Source organism: Alteromonas sp. CI.11.F.A3, from assembly GCF_032925565.1.
Taxonomy (GTDB): Bacteria; Pseudomonadota; Gammaproteobacteria; order Enterobacterales; family Alteromonadaceae; genus Alteromonas.
The window spans coordinates 3346958-3364087 of sequence record NZ_CP136708.1; the positions used below are offsets into that span (position 1 = coordinate 3346958).

Annotated in this window: 19 protein-coding genes; 2 read left to right on the top strand and 17 right to left on the bottom strand. The window is 43.9% G+C overall.

Features of this window, described 5'->3' with window-relative positions; translation table 11 throughout:
- Positions 1-42: 42 nt before the first annotated feature.
- The 12 genes from ybgF to aspS form a co-directional block, all read right to left on the bottom strand.
- Positions 43-831 carry a tol-pal system protein YbgF gene (gene ybgF, locus R1T43_RS14470; RefSeq protein WP_317350107.1) on the bottom strand — a complete coding sequence of 263 codons (789 nt, stop codon included), beginning with the start codon at positions 829-831 and terminating at the stop codon, positions 43-45.
- Complete coding sequence (pal, locus tag R1T43_RS14475; RefSeq protein WP_057792951.1) at positions 831-1397, bottom strand: peptidoglycan-associated lipoprotein Pal; 567 nt, start codon at positions 1395-1397, stop codon at positions 831-833. The genes ybgF and pal overlap by 1 nt, the downstream gene beginning before the upstream one ends.
- A 40-nt stretch (positions 1398-1437) precedes the next feature.
- Positions 1438-2793, bottom strand: a complete 1356-nt coding sequence (gene tolB / locus R1T43_RS14480) for a Tol-Pal system beta propeller repeat protein TolB (protein WP_410548977.1) — start codon at positions 2791-2793, stop codon at positions 1438-1440.
- Between the two features lie 4 nt (positions 2794-2797).
- A complete protein-coding gene (gene tolA, locus R1T43_RS14485; protein ID WP_317350110.1) occupies positions 2798-3577 on the bottom strand; it encodes a cell envelope integrity protein TolA in 780 nt (259 codons plus the stop codon).
- Between the two features lie 8 nt (positions 3578-3585).
- Positions 3586-4011 (bottom strand): protein TolR, encoded by a 426-nt coding sequence (gene tolR / locus R1T43_RS14490; protein WP_057792958.1) that lies wholly within the window; start codon positions 4009-4011, stop codon positions 3586-3588.
- 48 nt (positions 4012-4059) lie between these two features.
- Positions 4060-4752: a protein TolQ gene (gene tolQ / locus R1T43_RS14495; protein WP_211069626.1), complete on the bottom strand. Its 693-nt coding sequence runs from the start codon at positions 4750-4752 to the stop codon at positions 4060-4062.
- The gene (ybgC, locus tag R1T43_RS14500) at positions 4742-5140 is read right to left on the bottom strand and encodes a tol-pal system-associated acyl-CoA thioesterase (RefSeq protein ID WP_211069627.1); all 399 of its coding nucleotides are present in this window, start codon (positions 5138-5140) and stop codon (positions 4742-4744) included. Before ybgC ends, tolQ begins: the two co-directional genes overlap by 11 nt.
- 442 nt (positions 5141-5582) lie before the next feature.
- Positions 5583-6587, bottom strand: coding sequence for a Holliday junction branch migration DNA helicase RuvB (ruvB, locus tag R1T43_RS14505; protein WP_057792964.1), 1005 nt, complete (start codon positions 6585-6587; stop codon positions 5583-5585).
- A 93-nt stretch (positions 6588-6680) separates the two neighbouring features.
- Positions 6681-7301 carry a Holliday junction branch migration protein RuvA gene (ruvA, locus tag R1T43_RS14510; RefSeq protein ID WP_013784875.1) on the bottom strand — a complete coding sequence of 207 codons (621 nt, stop codon included), beginning with the start codon at positions 7299-7301 and terminating at the stop codon, positions 6681-6683.
- Positions 7302-7431: 130 nt separating this feature from the next.
- Positions 7432-7950, bottom strand: a complete 519-nt coding sequence (gene ruvC / locus R1T43_RS14515) for a crossover junction endodeoxyribonuclease RuvC (RefSeq protein ID WP_211069628.1) — start codon at positions 7948-7950, stop codon at positions 7432-7434.
- Complete coding sequence (gene nudB / locus R1T43_RS14520) at positions 7950-8390, bottom strand: dihydroneopterin triphosphate diphosphatase (RefSeq protein WP_211069629.1); 441 nt, start codon at positions 8388-8390, stop codon at positions 7950-7952. The genes ruvC and nudB overlap by 1 nt, the downstream gene beginning before the upstream one ends.
- Before the next feature lie 3 nt (positions 8391-8393).
- Positions 8394-10154 carry an aspartate--tRNA ligase gene (gene aspS, locus R1T43_RS14525; protein WP_317350117.1) on the bottom strand — a complete coding sequence of 587 codons (1761 nt, stop codon included), beginning with the start codon at positions 10152-10154 and terminating at the stop codon, positions 8394-8396.
- Between the two features lie 162 nt (positions 10155-10316).
- Here aspS and R1T43_RS14530 point away from each other — a divergent pair, with 162 nt between their 5' ends.
- Both R1T43_RS14530 and R1T43_RS14535 read left to right on the top strand, forming a co-directional pair.
- A complete protein-coding gene (locus R1T43_RS14530) occupies positions 10317-11252 on the top strand; it encodes a DUF72 domain-containing protein (RefSeq protein WP_317350118.1) in 936 nt (311 codons plus the stop codon).
- 149 nt (positions 11253-11401) lie between these two features.
- Positions 11402-11899, top strand: a complete 498-nt coding sequence (locus tag R1T43_RS14535) for a GAF domain-containing protein (protein ID WP_317350120.1) — start codon at positions 11402-11404, stop codon at positions 11897-11899.
- Here R1T43_RS14535 and R1T43_RS14540 read toward each other — a convergent pair.
- From R1T43_RS14540 to R1T43_RS14560, 5 genes are all read right to left on the bottom strand, one after another.
- Positions 11896-13092 (bottom strand): flagellin, encoded by a 1197-nt coding sequence (locus tag R1T43_RS14540; RefSeq protein ID WP_317350122.1) that lies wholly within the window; start codon positions 13090-13092, stop codon positions 11896-11898. The genes R1T43_RS14535 and R1T43_RS14540 overlap by 4 nt on opposite strands.
- 191 nt (positions 13093-13283) lie before the next feature.
- Positions 13284-14624 (bottom strand): sigma 54-interacting transcriptional regulator, encoded by a 1341-nt coding sequence (locus R1T43_RS14545; protein ID WP_317350124.1) that lies wholly within the window; start codon positions 14622-14624, stop codon positions 13284-13286.
- A gap of 2 nt (positions 14625-14626) precedes the next feature.
- Complete coding sequence (locus R1T43_RS14550; protein WP_211069633.1) at positions 14627-15211, bottom strand: hypothetical protein; 585 nt, start codon at positions 15209-15211, stop codon at positions 14627-14629.
- 1 nt (position 15212) lies between these two features.
- Positions 15213-16610, bottom strand: coding sequence for a sensor histidine kinase (locus R1T43_RS14555; RefSeq protein ID WP_211069698.1), 1398 nt, complete (start codon positions 16608-16610; stop codon positions 15213-15215).
- Between the two features lie 103 nt (positions 16611-16713).
- Positions 16714-16995 (bottom strand): calcium-binding protein, encoded by a 282-nt coding sequence (locus R1T43_RS14560; RefSeq protein WP_231518523.1) that lies wholly within the window; start codon positions 16993-16995, stop codon positions 16714-16716.
- Between the last annotated feature and the right edge of the window lie 135 nt (positions 16996-17130).

A 17130-nucleotide genomic window follows, 5' to 3' on the forward strand; every position in this document is an offset into this window, starting at 1 on the left:
AAAAGGGCGAAAAAAAACCTCTCGTTACGAGAGGTTTTTTCATTATAGATTATTTAATCTAGATTCCGCTAATCGCTTTGCAGAAGAATTAGGGTATTCACTTATTACTTGCTGAAAGAAATTTCGTGCCCCGCTACTGTCGCCGGTACGTTCGGCAATGACACCTAACTTTAATAAAGCATCTGGACGTTTCACTGAATCAGAGAAACGGTTAGATACGATATTAAATTGCTCGATAGCGTCATCCCATTGCTGTTTGTTAAACAACAGCTGACCAAGCCAGTAGTGCGCATTTGGCGCATATTCGCTATTTGGAAACCGTTGTATGAACGACTGAAAAGCAGGAATTGCTTTATCGTACTCACGAGATTTCAAAATAAGATTAACAGCACTGTCGTACGCTTCGTCCTCACCCTCTTGTGGGGATGATGAGCCTGTAGAGGGGGTAACCCCTGCAGAATTACTTAGCGAGGCGCCAGCGCCACCAGCGTTAGCTAAACCGCCTTGTTTAAGTGCCTCAACACGCTTATCTATCTCAAGGTACAGTTCACGTTGACGTTCTAGCACCTTTTCCAGCTCGTTGGTGTTAACTTCAACAGACCCTCGCAATTGGTCAACTTCGTTTTGCATGCTGTCCAATTGGGTTTGTAAGCGGTGCTGCATTTCAGTCCGGCTTTTCACAATACGCTCTAAAACAGCAATTCGCTGTTCAAGGTTGCTGCCACCATTGGCATCAACCACTGGCGCCTGTGCAAAGGCCGAACTTGAAATAGCAAAGGCGGCACACAAGGTGACGCCTGCTTTAATAGATTTAATTGCTGTAAAAGCCATTATCGGTAAACAACCACTCCGCGACGATTTTGCGCGAATGCATATTCAGTTGAACCCATTACCGCAGACTTTTCTTCACCGTATGAAACAACCATAATTTGGCTACTGCTTACACCAGCGTTCATTAGGTAAGTTTCAACAGATTGTGCACGGCGCTCACCAAGTGCAATGTTATATTCTGGCGTACCACGGCTATCAGTGTGACCTTCAATAGTCACTTTCATGCTTGGGTTTTTCACCAAAAATGCTGCGTGTTTATCAAGCAAACGTTGGAATTCTGGTTTGATGCTAGCGCGGTCAAAATCGAAGTAAACGGTTTGTTCGTTTTTCAACGCTTCCATTTCTTGTTGAACCATTTCTTCTGAGCGCTTCATGCGTTGAGCAGCTTCTGCTTCTACGCGCTGAGCTTCAGCTTGGCGAGCATCTTGCTCTGCTTGTGCTTGTTCTTGTGCAAGACGATTACGCTCAGCAGCTAGCTCTTCTTCGCTAGGGCCAGACGAACAGGCCATCATGGTCACCACTGGCAAGGCGATAATGAAGCTCTTCATTAATTTATTCATTTGCATCCTACTAATCCTTAAATGTTATTGTTTGATATTTCAATTGTTAGAACAAAAATGGTGACCAACTTGGCGATTTCACTTGCCCATCGGCTGCTGGTAATCTGGCTTTAAAGCGCCCATCAAGTGAAACAAGTGAAAGTACTTGTGTCCCCTCATGAAGGGTACTGTAAATAATCATACTACCGTTCGGCGCTACACTTGGAGACTCATCCAAAAAGGTTCTTGTTAGTACCTGAGGAGAACCACCGTCTAACGCTTGCTTAGCAATATGGTAGTTTCCATTGGTTTGATTAACCACTACCATTTGCTTACCGTCGGGCGTTAATGTAGCACCCAAGTTCTGTTCGCCTACAAAAGTAACGCGTCTTACTTTTCTAGAACTTAAATTTACGCTATATATCTGGGGTTTACCACCCCGTTCAGAGCTAAAAATCAAACCACTACCATCGGGTAGCCATGAAGGCTCTGTATCAATAGCACGGTTGCGCGTTACTCTGGTCAAATTTTTCGTCGCAAGATCCATTACATAGATCTCTGGGTTCCCATCTTTCGACAAAACCATTGCAAGTTGCTTGCCATCTGGTGAAAACGCAGGACTTCCGTTAATTCCAGGGAAATCGGTAACCGTTGTACGTTTACTCGTGTAAATATCTTGTATAAATATTTGAGGTCTACGATTTTCAAAACTCACATAAGCTAGCTTTTCTCCGTCTGGCGACCAAACTGGAGACATTAATGGCTCTGGTGAAGACAACAAACGCGTCTCGTTTTCGCCGTCATAGTCAGCAATGACTAGCTGGTATGGTTTTTCGTACGCATCTCTGTCACGTACAATAACATAAGCAATACGTGTTAAGAATGCACCGCGTACACCTGTCAATTTCTCGTACACTACATCACTAATGCGATGTGCATATTGTCTGAAATCTCTAGGGCTAATAATAGACTGGCGCGCCGCAATAACGTGTTCGTTACTCACGACTAACTCACCATTTTTTAATACCTGAGACTGGCCGCCGTCTAGCTGGCCCTTTAATACATCGACCAATTGGTAAGAGACTAAATATTTATCCGCGCCTTCAGGTTTAATACTACCTACCAAAACAGTATCTACGCCAAGTGACGCCCACGCAGCGTAGTTAACCTCATCAGCAGTTTCAGGCATCTGTGGCATTTTACTTGTTGCAACAGGGCTAAATTTACCACTGCGCATTAGGTCAGCCATGATGACTTCAGAAATATCGCCAGGCAGCGCACCTGTACCCTTCCACTTAAACGGTACTACGCCAATAGGTCGAGCGCTGTTTATACCTTCAGTGATCACAATTTCTAACGTCGCGAACACCTTGGCACTAAATACCATCGCGATGGCGGCTATCCATAAACCTGTTTTTTTCATTGCACTACAGTTCCACTTTTAAGTTAATATCTTTTAATTGCTCATAGACGTCGGCCGCATCCGATACCGGCAGCTCTTCTGCACGGCGTACGGCACTTTCAGCGGCTCTGCACAAGGCATCATGCCCGCCTAAGATACGTATGCTAGTCACATAACCTGTGGTAGCCAATTTGATATTCAATCTACATACCTTACCTTTGAAGCTGTCATCGTCGTACAAGTTCCGTTTTATCGTTTGCTGAATTAACGCGGTATAGCGCTCTACTTCAGTCAGAACTTGTGCACGCCTTCGCTGTTGCTGAGCCGCTTGCTCTTGCGCAAGTTGCTCTTGCATAATTCTCTCCATCTCAGCATTTTCAGCCGCTTCTTTCTTTTTACGTTCTGCATCCGCTTTCGCTTTTGCTTCACGTTCTTTACGTTGTTGTTCCTTTTGCGCAGCTAACTGCTCGAGCTCTTTTTGACGTTTGAACTCTGCTTCTTCAGCTTGCTTTTTTTCTCTAGCTCGCTTCGCTTCTGCAGCCCTTTGACGTTTTGCGGCAGCAGCCTGCGCTTCTTTTTTCTTTCTTTTCGCTTCTACCTCTCTGGCTTGAGCCTCAGCTTGCGCCTGCTCTCGCTTTGTATCCGCGATGGCTTGCGCGTCAATAAAGGTGGCTTCAATAACTGGGGCACTCGTCGCCGTTGTAGGCAAAGGAGAAGGAGAAAAGCTGACGCTAATTAGCAACACTGCAGCTACACCTACGTGCAGTGCGATAGATTTATAAATGCCAACAGAACTTGCAGTCATCAATAAACCTACTCTGGCTCAACAGGATCTGTCATTAAACCTACAGAAGGCACACCTGCGCCTTGCAATAACACCATAAGTTGAATGACTTCATTATAAGCAACTTGCCCATCACCTTTTACTACCACTGGGGTATTAGGATCTTTTTGTAGCTGAGCTTGTACTAGGGCTGCTAAGTCTTCTTGCGCCAGTGGCGACTCCTGGTCGTCTCCCACATTAAGAAAGTAGCGGCCTTTAACGTCTACTGACGCAATAATAGGTGGATTATCTTCTTGTTCGATAGGGTTCGCACTCGCTTTAGGTAAATCGACTTTAACCCCTTGCGAAATAAGCGGAGCCGTTACCATAAAGATAATCAGTAGCACCAACATCACATCGATGTAGGGCACTACGTTAATTTCAGAAACCGGCCTACGGCGTTTTCTTACATACATAATTATTCCTCTCTCACCAGTGAGCTAAGCTCGCATCTATATTAGCATTTAAGCTTGCGGTTGCTGCGCTTGTCCAGATACCGCCTGACGATGAAGAATGGCAGAAAACTCTTCCATAAAGTTACCGTAGCTGTTTTCAAGCTTTTCAACTTGGTGACTAAAACGGTTATACGCAATAACCGCAGGAATGGCCGCAAATAAACCAATTGCCGTTGCGATAAGGGCTTCAGCAATACCTGGTGCAACCATGGCTAGCGTAGCTTGTTGTACTTCACCTAATGCGATAAAAGCGTTCATGATCCCCCAAACCGTACCAAATAGGCCGATATACGGGCTAATAGAACCGGCTGTTGCTAAAAACGGGAGACGACTTTCTAATTCTTCCACTTGGCGAGACATAGTTACGCGCATTGAACGGTAAGTACCGTCTACAATGGCATTGGTACCGGTATTTGATTTGCGTAAGCGGACAAACTCTTTGAAGCCAGCACAAAAAATAGTGCCAATACCTGATAAGTTAGGGCGAGCAGAAAGCTCTTGATATAGTCGATTTAAATCAGCGCCCGACCAAAACTTGTCTTCAAATTGACGCATCTCTTCTCGTGCACTTGAAAGCGCTTTACTACGCTGGAAAATAAATGTCCAAGACGCAATTGATACGCCTAACAAAAGCAACATAACAAGTTGAACAATAAAGCTGGCCTGCAAAAATAGGCCGATAAAAGTAAGATCAGATGACACGCGTTATTTCCCCTAACAGTGTACGTGGTAGTCGTCTAGGCTTCATAGTATCTAGACTGACACAAGCAACTTGAATATCAGCAGATACTAAAGTTACATCTTGTATATTTTTAATGGTTTGATGAAACGTCATACTCGCCCCTTTCAATTCTACAACCTGCGTTTCAATACTCAACAGGTCATTGAATCGAGCAGGCGCATAGTTATGCATTTCAACGCGTTTGACGACAAAAGCCACCGATTGTTCCATTAATATATCTTGTTCGAAGCCAAGGGCTCTAAGCCACTCAGTTCTTGCCCTCTCCATAAACTTGAGGTAGTTGGCATAATAAACAATACCTCCCGCATCAGTATCTTCGTAATACACTCTTACCTGATGTAAATGCATAAATATTCTTTCACCGTCAATAAAATTAATCGTTAACCTTGATTATCCATTGCATAATCTTCTTTCACAATTTAAAAATCCCACCTTGCATGCCGCACTTTTAGAAGGATTTAATGATTAAATGATAAACCATTAACACCATAGCAACACATTAGTTTTTCTAAGGCTAAAAAACAATTTTACTCAATTGTAAGAAATCAAACTAAGCCTATAATACGCAGCATCAGTCCTACAGAGCGTAATGGTGTATCACACGGTTATGCAAGAGTTTTTCTCCTGTTAGACATGAGTTCCCTGGATTTATTTCCTTTAACACTTGTTGTTTTGGCCCGTTCATTGAGCGGGCTTTTTTTTGCCTGAAGGAAAGTGATGGGAAGTAGTGAATAAAGTAAACTCAGCATGAGCGAACATAAGTTTGCTCATGCAAAAAAACACTTAGCTTCTAAACTGAAGGGGTAAAGCCAAAATGAAGATACGCTCGTTGCGACACTATTCGTCCACGCGGCGTGCGCTGTAAGAAACCTTGCTGAATAAGAAAGGGTTCAATCACATCTTCAATGGTTTCTTTCTCTTCACCAATTGCTGCTGCTAAATTGTCTAGCCCTACTGGGCCACCATCAAATTTCTCTATGATGGCACAAAGCAATTTCCGATCCATATAATCGAAGCCTTCTTTATCTACATCTAGCATATCCAATGCCTTTGCAGCGGTTTCAACGCCAACCGTACCATCAGATTTAATTTCTGCGTAATCTCGAACTCGTCTTAATAGCCTGTTGGCAATACGCGGTGTACCTCTAGAGCGACGTGCAATTTCTTGTGCCCCTTCTGGGCTCATATCTAAATTCAAGTAACTCGCACTACGAGCAACAATGGTGGTGAGATCTTTAACCGAATAAAACTCTAGACGTTGAACTATGCCAAAACGGTCTCTCAATGGCGATGTAAGCGAACCTGCACGGGTTGTAGCCCCGACTAAGGTGAAAGGTGGCAAGTCTAGCTTAATAGAACGGGCTGCTGGCCCTTCGCCTATCATGATGTCTAATTGATAGTCTTCCATGGCCGGATACAGAATTTCTTCTACAACAGGGCTTAAACGATGGATTTCATCAATAAAAAGAACATCGTTACGCTCAAGATTTGTAAGCAGTGCCGCTAGGTCTCCGGCTTTTTCAAGTACAGGCCCTGAGGTGGTTTTAATACTTACATCCATCTCGTTCGCCACAATATTTGCTAGCGTAGTTTTCCCTAGCCCTGGCGGACCAAATATGAGTAAGTGATCGAGGGCATCGTCACGCTTTCTAGCAGCCTGAATGAAGATTTCCATCTGCTCACACACATGAGGCTGGCCTGTATAATCATCAAGCATTTTAGGGCGAATAGCACGGTCGATAACTTCATCTTCGGTACTCGCATCGGGCGTAATCAGTCTATCAGCTTCTATCATTAGGGCTCTGCTTTAAAGTAAATCGGCAACGTAGGTCTATCGTTCTTGGCAAATTTTGGCTTCAGCTTAATTTCAGCCTTAAATTAACAAGGTTCAAATGGCAGCTTTTAAAGCTTCACGAATAAGCGACTCGCTTTCCATGCCTTCTTTATACACACTATCGATAAGTTTGCTTGCCTGAGCTGGCTTATAACCTAGTGCCACCAGCGCACTCTGGGCATCTTCTCGTGTGTCGTTTACTTCCACCAAGGTATTGGTATTCAGTAAGTCGCCACTTGGCGGTGGAATAGCGATACTTTGTACTTTGCCAAATTTCGCCAATCTGTCTTTTAACTCAACAACTAACCTTTCTGCTGTTTTCTTGCCAATGCCCGGCAAGCTCACTAATGCAGAAACGTCGGCATTTTGAACCGCAGACAAAAACTGACCTGCAGACATACCCGATAATATAGTTAGCCCTAGTTTAGGACCAACGCCATTGGCTTTTATGAGTTCACGGAACAAGCCTCGTTCCATTTTATCGGCAAACCCGAACAGTAATTGCGCGTCTTCTCGCACTACAAAATGGGTATACACAACGACTTCTTCACCCACAGCAGGTAGTTGATAGAAGCTCGTCATTGGCATATGAATTTCATAGCCTACCCCGTTTGCATCTACCAAAATTTCTGGGGGCTGCTTTTCGGCCAATGTACCGCGAATACGTCCAATCATGACTGCTCTCTTACATGGTATTTTCCCAATGTAGGGAAATAAAACAAATAGGAAGGTTCTACTGTTTATAAAAAAGTGGTTACAAAAAGTGGCTACAAAAACGCATGCAATTTGTAGGCGAGCAAAGCAATTAGCGTAAACGGCCTCGCACGGTTTTGCGTGCTTGCCCAGCCATATTAATCAGGCTTTGCTCGGTATGGGCATGACATAGCGCCACAGCTAGGGCATCAGCAGCGTCAGCTTGAGGTGTACCACTTAAACTCAATAAATGCTTCACCATGTGCTGCACTTGCGTTTTATCTGCACTACCCTTGCCTACTACTGCCTGTTTAATTTGCCTAGCCGAATATTCTGCTACTGGCAATTCACCTTGAGTGGCTGCCACAATCGCGGCACCGCGGGCTTGCCCTAACTTTAAGGCAGAGTCGGGATTTTTTGCCATAAACACTTGCTCAATAGCAAATTGCGCAGGGTTGTACTGACGAATAATATCGCTAATACCGGTATAGATATTGTCAAGCCTCGACGGTAAATCTGCCGTTCCTACGCGAATACAACCACTCGCCACATACACAAGTTTACCCTGCTTACGCTCAATAACGCCGTAGCCTGTAACCCTAGAACCTGGATCTATACCCAGTATAACCATTAAGGTACGTTTGGTACAAACATTGATACCGCCTCTTTGTTTGAAGGCGACCAAAGTCGCGCTAATGCTTGTGCTTTATCTACCCACTCGTACTGTAAATGTTCAGTAAGCACCAACGGCAAGGAACTGTCTACTTGAAGAGAAAAAACGTGTTCGGTGTTAAACCGTGTTCCGGGGGGATATCGATGCAGCCAGCGGCTGCGAATTTCGTATTGGTTTTGTCTATTGTGATTAAACATTTCAATAGACAACTGTTTGGCGTCAATCCCTGTTTCTTCCGCCACTTCTCGGTACGCGGTTTCAATAGGGAGTTCACCGTCTTCCATTGCGCCAGTGACCGACTGCCAAAATTCAGGGTCATCATTACGTTGCAGCAATAGTACCTTGTGATGCTGATCGTACAGCACCACAAGGACTGACTCGGGCTTTTTATAAGCCATCGTTTACGACGGCTTTTTTACCGTTGCAATCGCCAACTCTTCCAACTGTTTTGGATTCGCAGGGCTTGGCGCAGATGTTAATGGGCATGCCGCTGTGGTGGTTTTAGGGAATGCCATTACATCGCGAATTGACGTCGCGCCAGTCATTAGCATCACTAAGCGGTCTAAACCGAACGCTAAACCTGCGTGAGGCGGCGCACCAAAGCGTAAGGCTTCAAGTAAGAAGCCAAACTTGTTCTTCGCTTCTTCTTCATCTATACCCAAAATGTCAAATACGGCAGATTGCATTTCTTCGTTGTGAATACGTACTGAACCACCACCAAGCTCGCAACCGTTTAATACCATGTCGTAAGCATCAGACAATGCACCAACAGGGTTGGCTTTAAGCTCTTCTGCGGTTAAGCCGCGAGGCGCAGTAAACGGATGGTGTATAGCATGAAGCTGTCCGTCGAATTCTTCGAACATTGGGAAGTCGACAACCCACAACGGCTTCCACTCACCTTCTAATAACTCAAAGTCTTCACCCAGTTTAAGGCGAAGTGCGCCCATGGCTTCGGTAACTACTGTGTTAGTGTCGGCACCAAATAACAAGATGTCGCCAGCTTGCGCGCCAGTGCGCTGCAAAATACCGTCGGTAATGTCTTCACTTAAGAACTTAAGAATAGGTGATTGTAAACCTTCTTGGCCCGGTGCCATTTCGTTTACTTTCATCCACGCTAAGCCTTTCGCGCCGTAAATGCCTACGAACTTGGTGTACTCGTCAATTTGCTTACGAGACATGCTCGCACCGCCTGGTACACGAATAGCAGCAACACGACCTTTAGGATCGTTAGCAGGGCCACTGAATACTTTAAACTCAACAGTTTCAAGTAAGTCAGCAATATCGGTAAGCTCTAACGGGTTACGTAAATCAGGTTTATCGCTACCAAAACGCCTCATTGCTTCGGCGTAGGTCATGCGTGGGAAGTCGCCTAAATCTACGTCCAACATGGTGTTGAATAAATCGCGGATCATGCTTTCAGTAATAGCCATTACGCCATCGGCATCTAAAAACGTAGTTTCGATATCGATTTGGGTAAATTCTGGTTGGCGATCGGCACGTAAATCTTCATCACGGAAGCACTTTACAATTTGGTAGTATCTGTCCATGCCAGACATCATCAGCAATTGCTTAAACAACTGCGGCGATTGTGGCAGTGCAAAGAACTCGCCTTTATGGGTGCGGCTAGGTACTAAGTAATCACGAGCACCTTCAGGTGTCGCTTTGGTCAAAATAGGCGTTTCAATATCTAGAAAGCCTTCGCCTTCTAAGAAACGACGTACTGCACCGGTTACTTTAGCGCGAAACTGTAAGCGCTGGCTCATAACAGGGCGACGTAAATCAAGGTAACGGTAGCGTAAACGCTGCTCTTCAGAGTTCTCTTGGTTCCAATCAAGCGGCAGCGCATCAGAGCGATTGATGATTTCTAGGCCTGTGCCTAAAATCTCGATTTCGCCGGTACGCATATCTTTATTGATTTGGCCTTCAGGGCGAGCACGCACTTTACCGGTTAGCTTAACGCAAAATTCACCGCGAAGTTTATTCGCTACGCTTAATACCTCTGGTAAATCAGGGTCGAATACCACTTGAACGATACCTTCGCGGTCTCGTAAGTCGATGAAGATTACGCCACCTAAGTCACGGCGTTTGTTTACCCAACCACACAGGGTGATTTCTTGCCCAATGTATGATGAATCGATGTTCCCACAGTAATCTGTGCGCATGGTCGTTGACCCCTGATATTCTTATCTTGCGTTACACGATGGTAGGCAAACCCTTGAACCTGCTTGCCATTACTCTACAATGAGGCGCTCGCGCCCCTTGCCATCATGCACTATGTGTTAAATTAAGGTCGCATAGTATAAACAAATGCGCAGTAAAGCCCAATGACAAATACAAACAATCCTGCAGTAACTAAATTATCAACTTCTTCGGCGCTACCCAAGGTATTTATTGGCTTGCCGCAATGGCAGCATAGTCATTGGCCAAAAACCTGGTTTGCTAGTTACCCAAAAAGTGACAATCAACTGGTTCATTACGCCAAGGAGTGCAATACGGTTGAGGGAAATACGACCTTTTATTCTCTTCCACATGCTGATGCGGTCGCTCGCTGGGAACAATCAGTAGGTAGCGACTTTTCATTTACGTTTAAATTCAATCAGCAAATTACCCACGTTCATCAATTACTGCATTGCGAGGATGAAGTGAATGAACAATTAAACATTCTTGCGCCGCTGGGGCAAAAATTAGGTGTAATGCTGCTACAACTTCCTGCAAGCTTTGGCCCTGAAAAACTAGAACGGCTGACGACGTTTTTAAGCTTTTTACCACCCCATATTACCGTTGCGGTAGAAGTAAGACATTTAGCTTTCTTTGCTAAAGGAAATGAAGAAAAGCAGTTAAACCAATTATTAATTGAGCACAAGGCTAACCGCATTATTATGGATACCCGCGCGTTATTTACCGGCCCTGTTTCAAGGGAAGATACAAGCTCTAGCGACAGTGCGCTTTTACGTGAGGTGCGGAACAAAAAACCTAGAGTGCCAGTGAATGTGATTGCCACTGCGACTAACCCTATTGTTCGTTTTGTAGGGAATGATAATGATGAAGATAATATTGCGTGTTTAACGCCTTGGGTGAACAAAGTTCATCAATGGCGGCTAGAAGGGAAAAGCCCTTATTTTTTCTGTCATAGACCAGATAACAAAGATGCCCCATGGTTAGCGCAACAATTTATTGATTTGTATAATCAGAAATTTCATGAAGTGGCAATACCGAACCTAGCGTTGAAGCAACAACCAAATCAAAACACGTTATTTTGACAGTCAATACCGCACGACGCACTCTCCTAATCGGATTGCTTTTTACTCACATCAATATAAAAATAGGCTAGTGCTTATACATCTGTTCGTATAGACTCCGCCTCCCAGAGTACAGCAATACTCTCGCCCTCTAAGTAAGCGGAAAAATAATGAAAGCATCACAGCATGTGCATGAGGCCTTACGGCTAAAGGCATTGAAAGATTTAAACGTACTTGATACTCCTCCTGATATCCAATTAGATGCGATTACAAAGGCAACGCAAGAGTATTTTGGCTGTAAGATTTGCTTAGTGAGCTTAATTGCTGAAGACCGTCAGTGGTTTAAATCTCGTCAATGTTTAGATGTGTCAGAAACCCCGCGGAATATCTCTTTTTGTACGTATGCTATTGCAGAAGAAGAGTACTTAATCGTGCCAAATGCATTAGAAGATAATCGTTTTTCGAATAATGAACTAGTACAAGGCGCTCCTTTTATACGCGCTTATGCAGGCGCCATTTTACGTTCTCTCGATGGTTATGAGCTAGGTACATTATGTGTAATTCATGACTCTCCCAGAGCATTTAGTGCAGAAGATATCGATAAACTACGTGAGTTTGCCAAGCTTGCAGAAGCGGTGCTAAACAAAAATATCGTTGAGGATATCTAACCCAATAAATAAAGCACCTGATTGGGTGATTTATTGGCTTGGGACAATACGGCTAAATTTGCTTTATGAAGAATATCAAAACGTGTTGCCATAGCTGTGCTAGTAGCAAAATCAGTATCGACAATATGCGAATGTGAACGTTGTATATTTAGGTTAGTGTTTGAGAGCACTTTTAGCGCAGAAGAAAAACGATTGTTTAGCGCTCCTACATCGGCTCTTAAATCACTCACTGTCTCTAACGCTTTATCTACTTTGTTTAGAGTATCGGTATTTACTTGGCTATTCTCTTGCTCATCAGCATCATATAAACCAACCTTACTATTTAAATTTGCTGATATTTGTAGTGTACTAGAAGGCGTCGCTATACGCAGTGCTGTATTATTTTGAGAAAGGCTGACGTCTCCGGTTAATATATTTGCCGTCGTACTTCCCAAACCTAGAACATTATTTACTGTCGTACTGATAAGGCTGGCATTTACCCCTTTACTACCAACTAATTCGACTGCTTTTTCAATAAAGGTCTGCCCACTATCTGAAGAAACACTTAGGCTCCGCTCACCTGATGCGTCATCAGCTGTCAATAACACTTCCCCAACATTAAACGCTGCAGCCATCGTAACATCGTCACTATTTATAATATTACTACCACTGTGTTCAGCCGACATAGAAAGGTTATCTAAACCAAGACTTTTTAAGTTAAGGCCCTCCCCTTCAAGCATTAAATCTACGCGGATATGCCGCTCCCCATTAGCACTTATGCCAAAATCTCTACGGTATGTTCCATCGAGTAAGTTTTCTCCAGCGAACGTAGTATTTTGCGCGATACGTTCAACTTCGCCTAAGGCGCTGGCAATTTCTTTATCGATAGCCGACACATCTGAGTCTGAAAATATACCGTTTTGCGATTTAATAGATAGCTGTCTAACACGCAACAAATGTTGAGAAACTTCATCTAAACTTGCGTCTACGGTTTGCGTCAGTGCAATACCGCTGTTTGCATTATCGGCAGCTTGGAACAAACCGAAAGATTGACTGGATAGCCGCTGGCTTATCAAAAGACCAGCTGCATCATCGCCCGCGCTATTTATCCGTTTACCCGACGATAGTTGTTCGAAAGTTGCATTTAAATTCGTAGTTGCTTCACCAAGGTGAAACGTCGCTTTTTGCGACAGAACGTTATTATGTAAAAACATAGGACTAACCCATATACATATATCGTGTAACAAAGAATAGAAGAGGTTTGTAAGCAACGCTTGTCGCAAATACAAAATTTATTCGAAAGGATAATGCAGTAAAATGGTTGGTGGTCGAGCTGTGGGTTAGTATCTGTATGTTCGAGACCGTCGCCGTCGAACATACAGGTCAACATTATTAAACGAGTTTTTTATCTAAAATCACTGGCATCTAGATCATGCTTCTTCATCAACTTATGCATATCGGTACGGTTACGTCCGGCAAGTTCCGCCGCGCGGGTTACGTTGCCATCAGTCATTTTCAAAAGCTTGTTCAAATACTGTTGCTCAAAAGCATCTCTGGCTTCGGTTAACGTTGGCCAACTTTGCTTAGTGGCTGACAGCGCTTGCTCTACAAGATGCAGTGGCACTACTGGTGTTTGTGTTAAAGCAACACATTGCTCAACCACGTTTACCAATTGACGCACGTTTCCTGGCCAGGATGATTTCACTAACAACTGCATTGCATCATCTGAAAACTGACTCACGTTAACACCATGACGCTGGGCACTTTGCTGCAATAGTGAACGCGCCAGCAAAGGAATATCTTCACTTCGCACTTTCAACGATGGAAGCTTTAAGTTCACCACATTTAGGCGGTAGTATAAGTCTTCCCTGAAAGTGCCCTCTTCCATTTCTTTGAGCAAGTCTTTGTGAGTAGCCGAGATGATACGAACATCAATATCAACATGCTTACTGCTGCCTACAGGTCTAATTTGACGCTCTTGTAACGCACGCAGTAGTTTCACTTGTAATGTCATTGGCATATCGCCAATTTCATCTAAAAATAATGTCCCGCCATCGGCTTCACGAAATAGACCAGGGTGAGCGGCTACCGCACCAGTAAAGGCACCTTTCGCATGTCCGAATAATTCTGATTCAAGTAAGTTTTCTGGCAGTGCGCCACAGTTAATGGCAACAAACGGTTTGTCACGTCTGTCACTGGCCTGATGCATTGCATTAGCTAATAACTCTTTACCTGTACCACTGGCTCCGCTAATAAGTACACTGACTTCTCGTTGCGCAATTCTGTACGCTTGATCGAGTACATTGAGCATATCTTGAGAACGGGTAACAATACTTTTCGCCCATTCACCGGGCTGAGCCGCTTGTGACTGACTTAATGCTTTTTGTAATAAAGTACGCAGCTCATCATGGTCGACTGGCTTGGGTAGAAAACCAAAGACACCACGCTGAGTGGCTGCAACCGCGTCCGAAATTGTGCCGTGGGCGGTCATCAAAATTACGGGAATATCTTTTCGAATGCCCATGATTTCTTCAAATAAACTTAACCCATCAAGGCCAGGCATACGCAAATCACTGAGTACCACGTCAAAAGCATCATTTTGAAGCTTTCTTAACGCCGCATTACCATCTTCAACCGCAGTAACTTGATAACCCTCGCCTTCTAAGCGGATAGTTAAGAGGCGAAGTAAACTTTTATCATCATCAACCAACAATAAATGGGGTTTGTTCTTGCTACTTTCACTCATTGTTAGTTGTTCCTGTTTTTATCCATAAGTGTTGCTTCAATTTGGAGTAGTTCTTCTAGTTTTTTCTGCTGAGCTTTAAGCTCGGCATACAGCTTTTGTAATTCTTGACCTCGATGGGTATTTTCTTTACTTAATACACTCAACGCAGACTCAAGTTCCATTAATTGTTTGTTTGGGTTACTTACCACAACTTCAATGACCAACGCAGCGGCGTCGGTAAATTCAGGCATTAAATCATCTATAGAAAGTTGGGCACGTAGCCTATCTTGATACGGGGTATCGCTGGATAAGGATAAAAGGTAAGCGTGAATTTTGTCTTTTTTTGATTGACCAAGCGCTGTTAACTGCGCTTTGCGTTCAATCCAAGGCGTGGCATCAGCTTCAAGCCAAACTTCCAACCAGTAAGCCATGTCGCAATTGTAATCAAAATTTTCAGGTTCTGAAGTGAACAGGCAAATATCGTCGTTTACAGCCACTTCAATCATCTGGGGTGGTTGAACTTCAATTTTCTGTTCGATTGGCTGCTTAGACAACACACTGCAACCCGACATCATCGTCAGGGCCAGTATCATACAACTTATTCTCATTTTATTTTTCCTGTTGAGGAATCGTCACCCTAAAGCACACATCAGCGTAATCGACATCGACAACTTGTACGTCGCCATGCATCAGTCGCGCGCAATCCGCAACAATCGATAAGCCTAATCCTGTGCCTATAACATTATCATTTCTCGGCTCTGCGCCACGGGTGAAAGGTTCAAACAGTGTTGCAACCGACTCTTTGGCAATCCGCTTGCCTCGATTTGCAACGTCCAATATAGCAAAGTTATTATCTAAATATATATGTACATTAATGGGTCGCCCTACAGCACCATGTGCTACTGCGTTAGACACCAAATTGTCGAGTATCCGCCTGAATAACTCTTCGTCAGCCCAAATATGCTTACTATCAACCGATACCGTCACTTCACGTTCTTGTAACGCTAGGGCGTAATCCCCCAAACATGCATCAACCAACTTCTTCGCATCAGTATTAACGATGTCGGGCTGAGCTTGCTGTAACAACAAGTTATAATCGAGTAGTTTTTCGATTAGTGTGTTCAGTCTTTGCGTACTTGCGCTAAGTAGCGACAATACTTCACGTTGAGGGTCATTCAAATCGCCCACAACATTTTCCGACAATAAACTACATCCTTCTTTAATACTGGCTAACGGGGTTTTCAACTCGTGAGCAGCATGGCGCAATAAAGCAGTGCGTATATGCTCTAATTGACCAAGACGATCGTACAGCCAATGCAGATCTTTCTCCACATCTATTAATTCTCGCGGCGCTTGGCGAGACAAAGGGGGAAGATCACCTTGCTGATGCGCCACTATACGAATTATCTGCTTTAATTTATTAACTGGATTAACAATCAGTTGGCTTCCTAAAAGGATAAGCAGCAAGGAGACACTTACCAACATCGCCGTAGACCACGCTTGCTTTGCTTGCATCGCGTTTAAGTCATCTTGCTGCACTTTGACCCGTTCGGAAATAGCAAGCTCCACGTCATCTCGAAGCTGTGAAACACTTCGTGCTACGTTAGCAAGGTACGCATTGAGTAAAAGTTGATCTTCAATTAAGCGGTAATCAGACAGGTCGCCTAATTGTTCTGACAACCTTTCGCAGGTTCCCTGAACAGATAAGGCTTGGCAAAGGTTATCAGCGGCCACCGCGAATTGATCGAGTGCGTTATCGGATAAGGTGGCAACTTTCTCGGTTCGAATAACCGCGTATTGACGAATACTTCGCTCTAAGTCAACAACAGCGCCATCCAGGCGCTGCATATCGCCCACAACATCAACCACGTATCGGGTTTCCAACGTGGTCATTTGCCCTACTTTGGCTAAGTCGCTTTGGCTTTGCCACAACAACGCAATCAAGGGGATTAACGCCAGCACGAAGCTACCTAGCGTCAGTTGACGTAATGAGCCTAGCTGAACCAGCCGTTCACCAAATGAAAATTTCTCAATCAGAGTGGTATTCCTTCAAACAAGCACCGGCAGGCGCATCTGCTAGGCTATTATATATATTGTTCGCTAACGACAGCTATTCACTGACCGCAGATTTTGCATTTCCTGGTGTCAGTTTACTTTTTGCTAATTCGGCTTCAGTTAATTTGCCATCTTCATTGTCGTCAATTAACCCAAAATTACGCAATAGTTCGGTGTGACGAACCGCTTCTTTCAGCGAAATCAAACCGTCTTTATTCGTGTCTAACTGCTGCATTAACGTTTTTGCAGGTGACGCGTGCGCTTCAACTACCGAAATAGCTTGTATCGCCGCGATGGTAAGTAAAATCAGAAAAACCTTCTCTAGTCGTTTCATCATGAATCCTCCGCATTACTGCTTGTTTATAAATCCCTTAAACTAACTTCGATAACTCTGTTAACTCTGATTGGATAAGCTAAAATTGAGCCAAAAATACAATTTAATTATATATCAAATATTTACAACAAATAAATC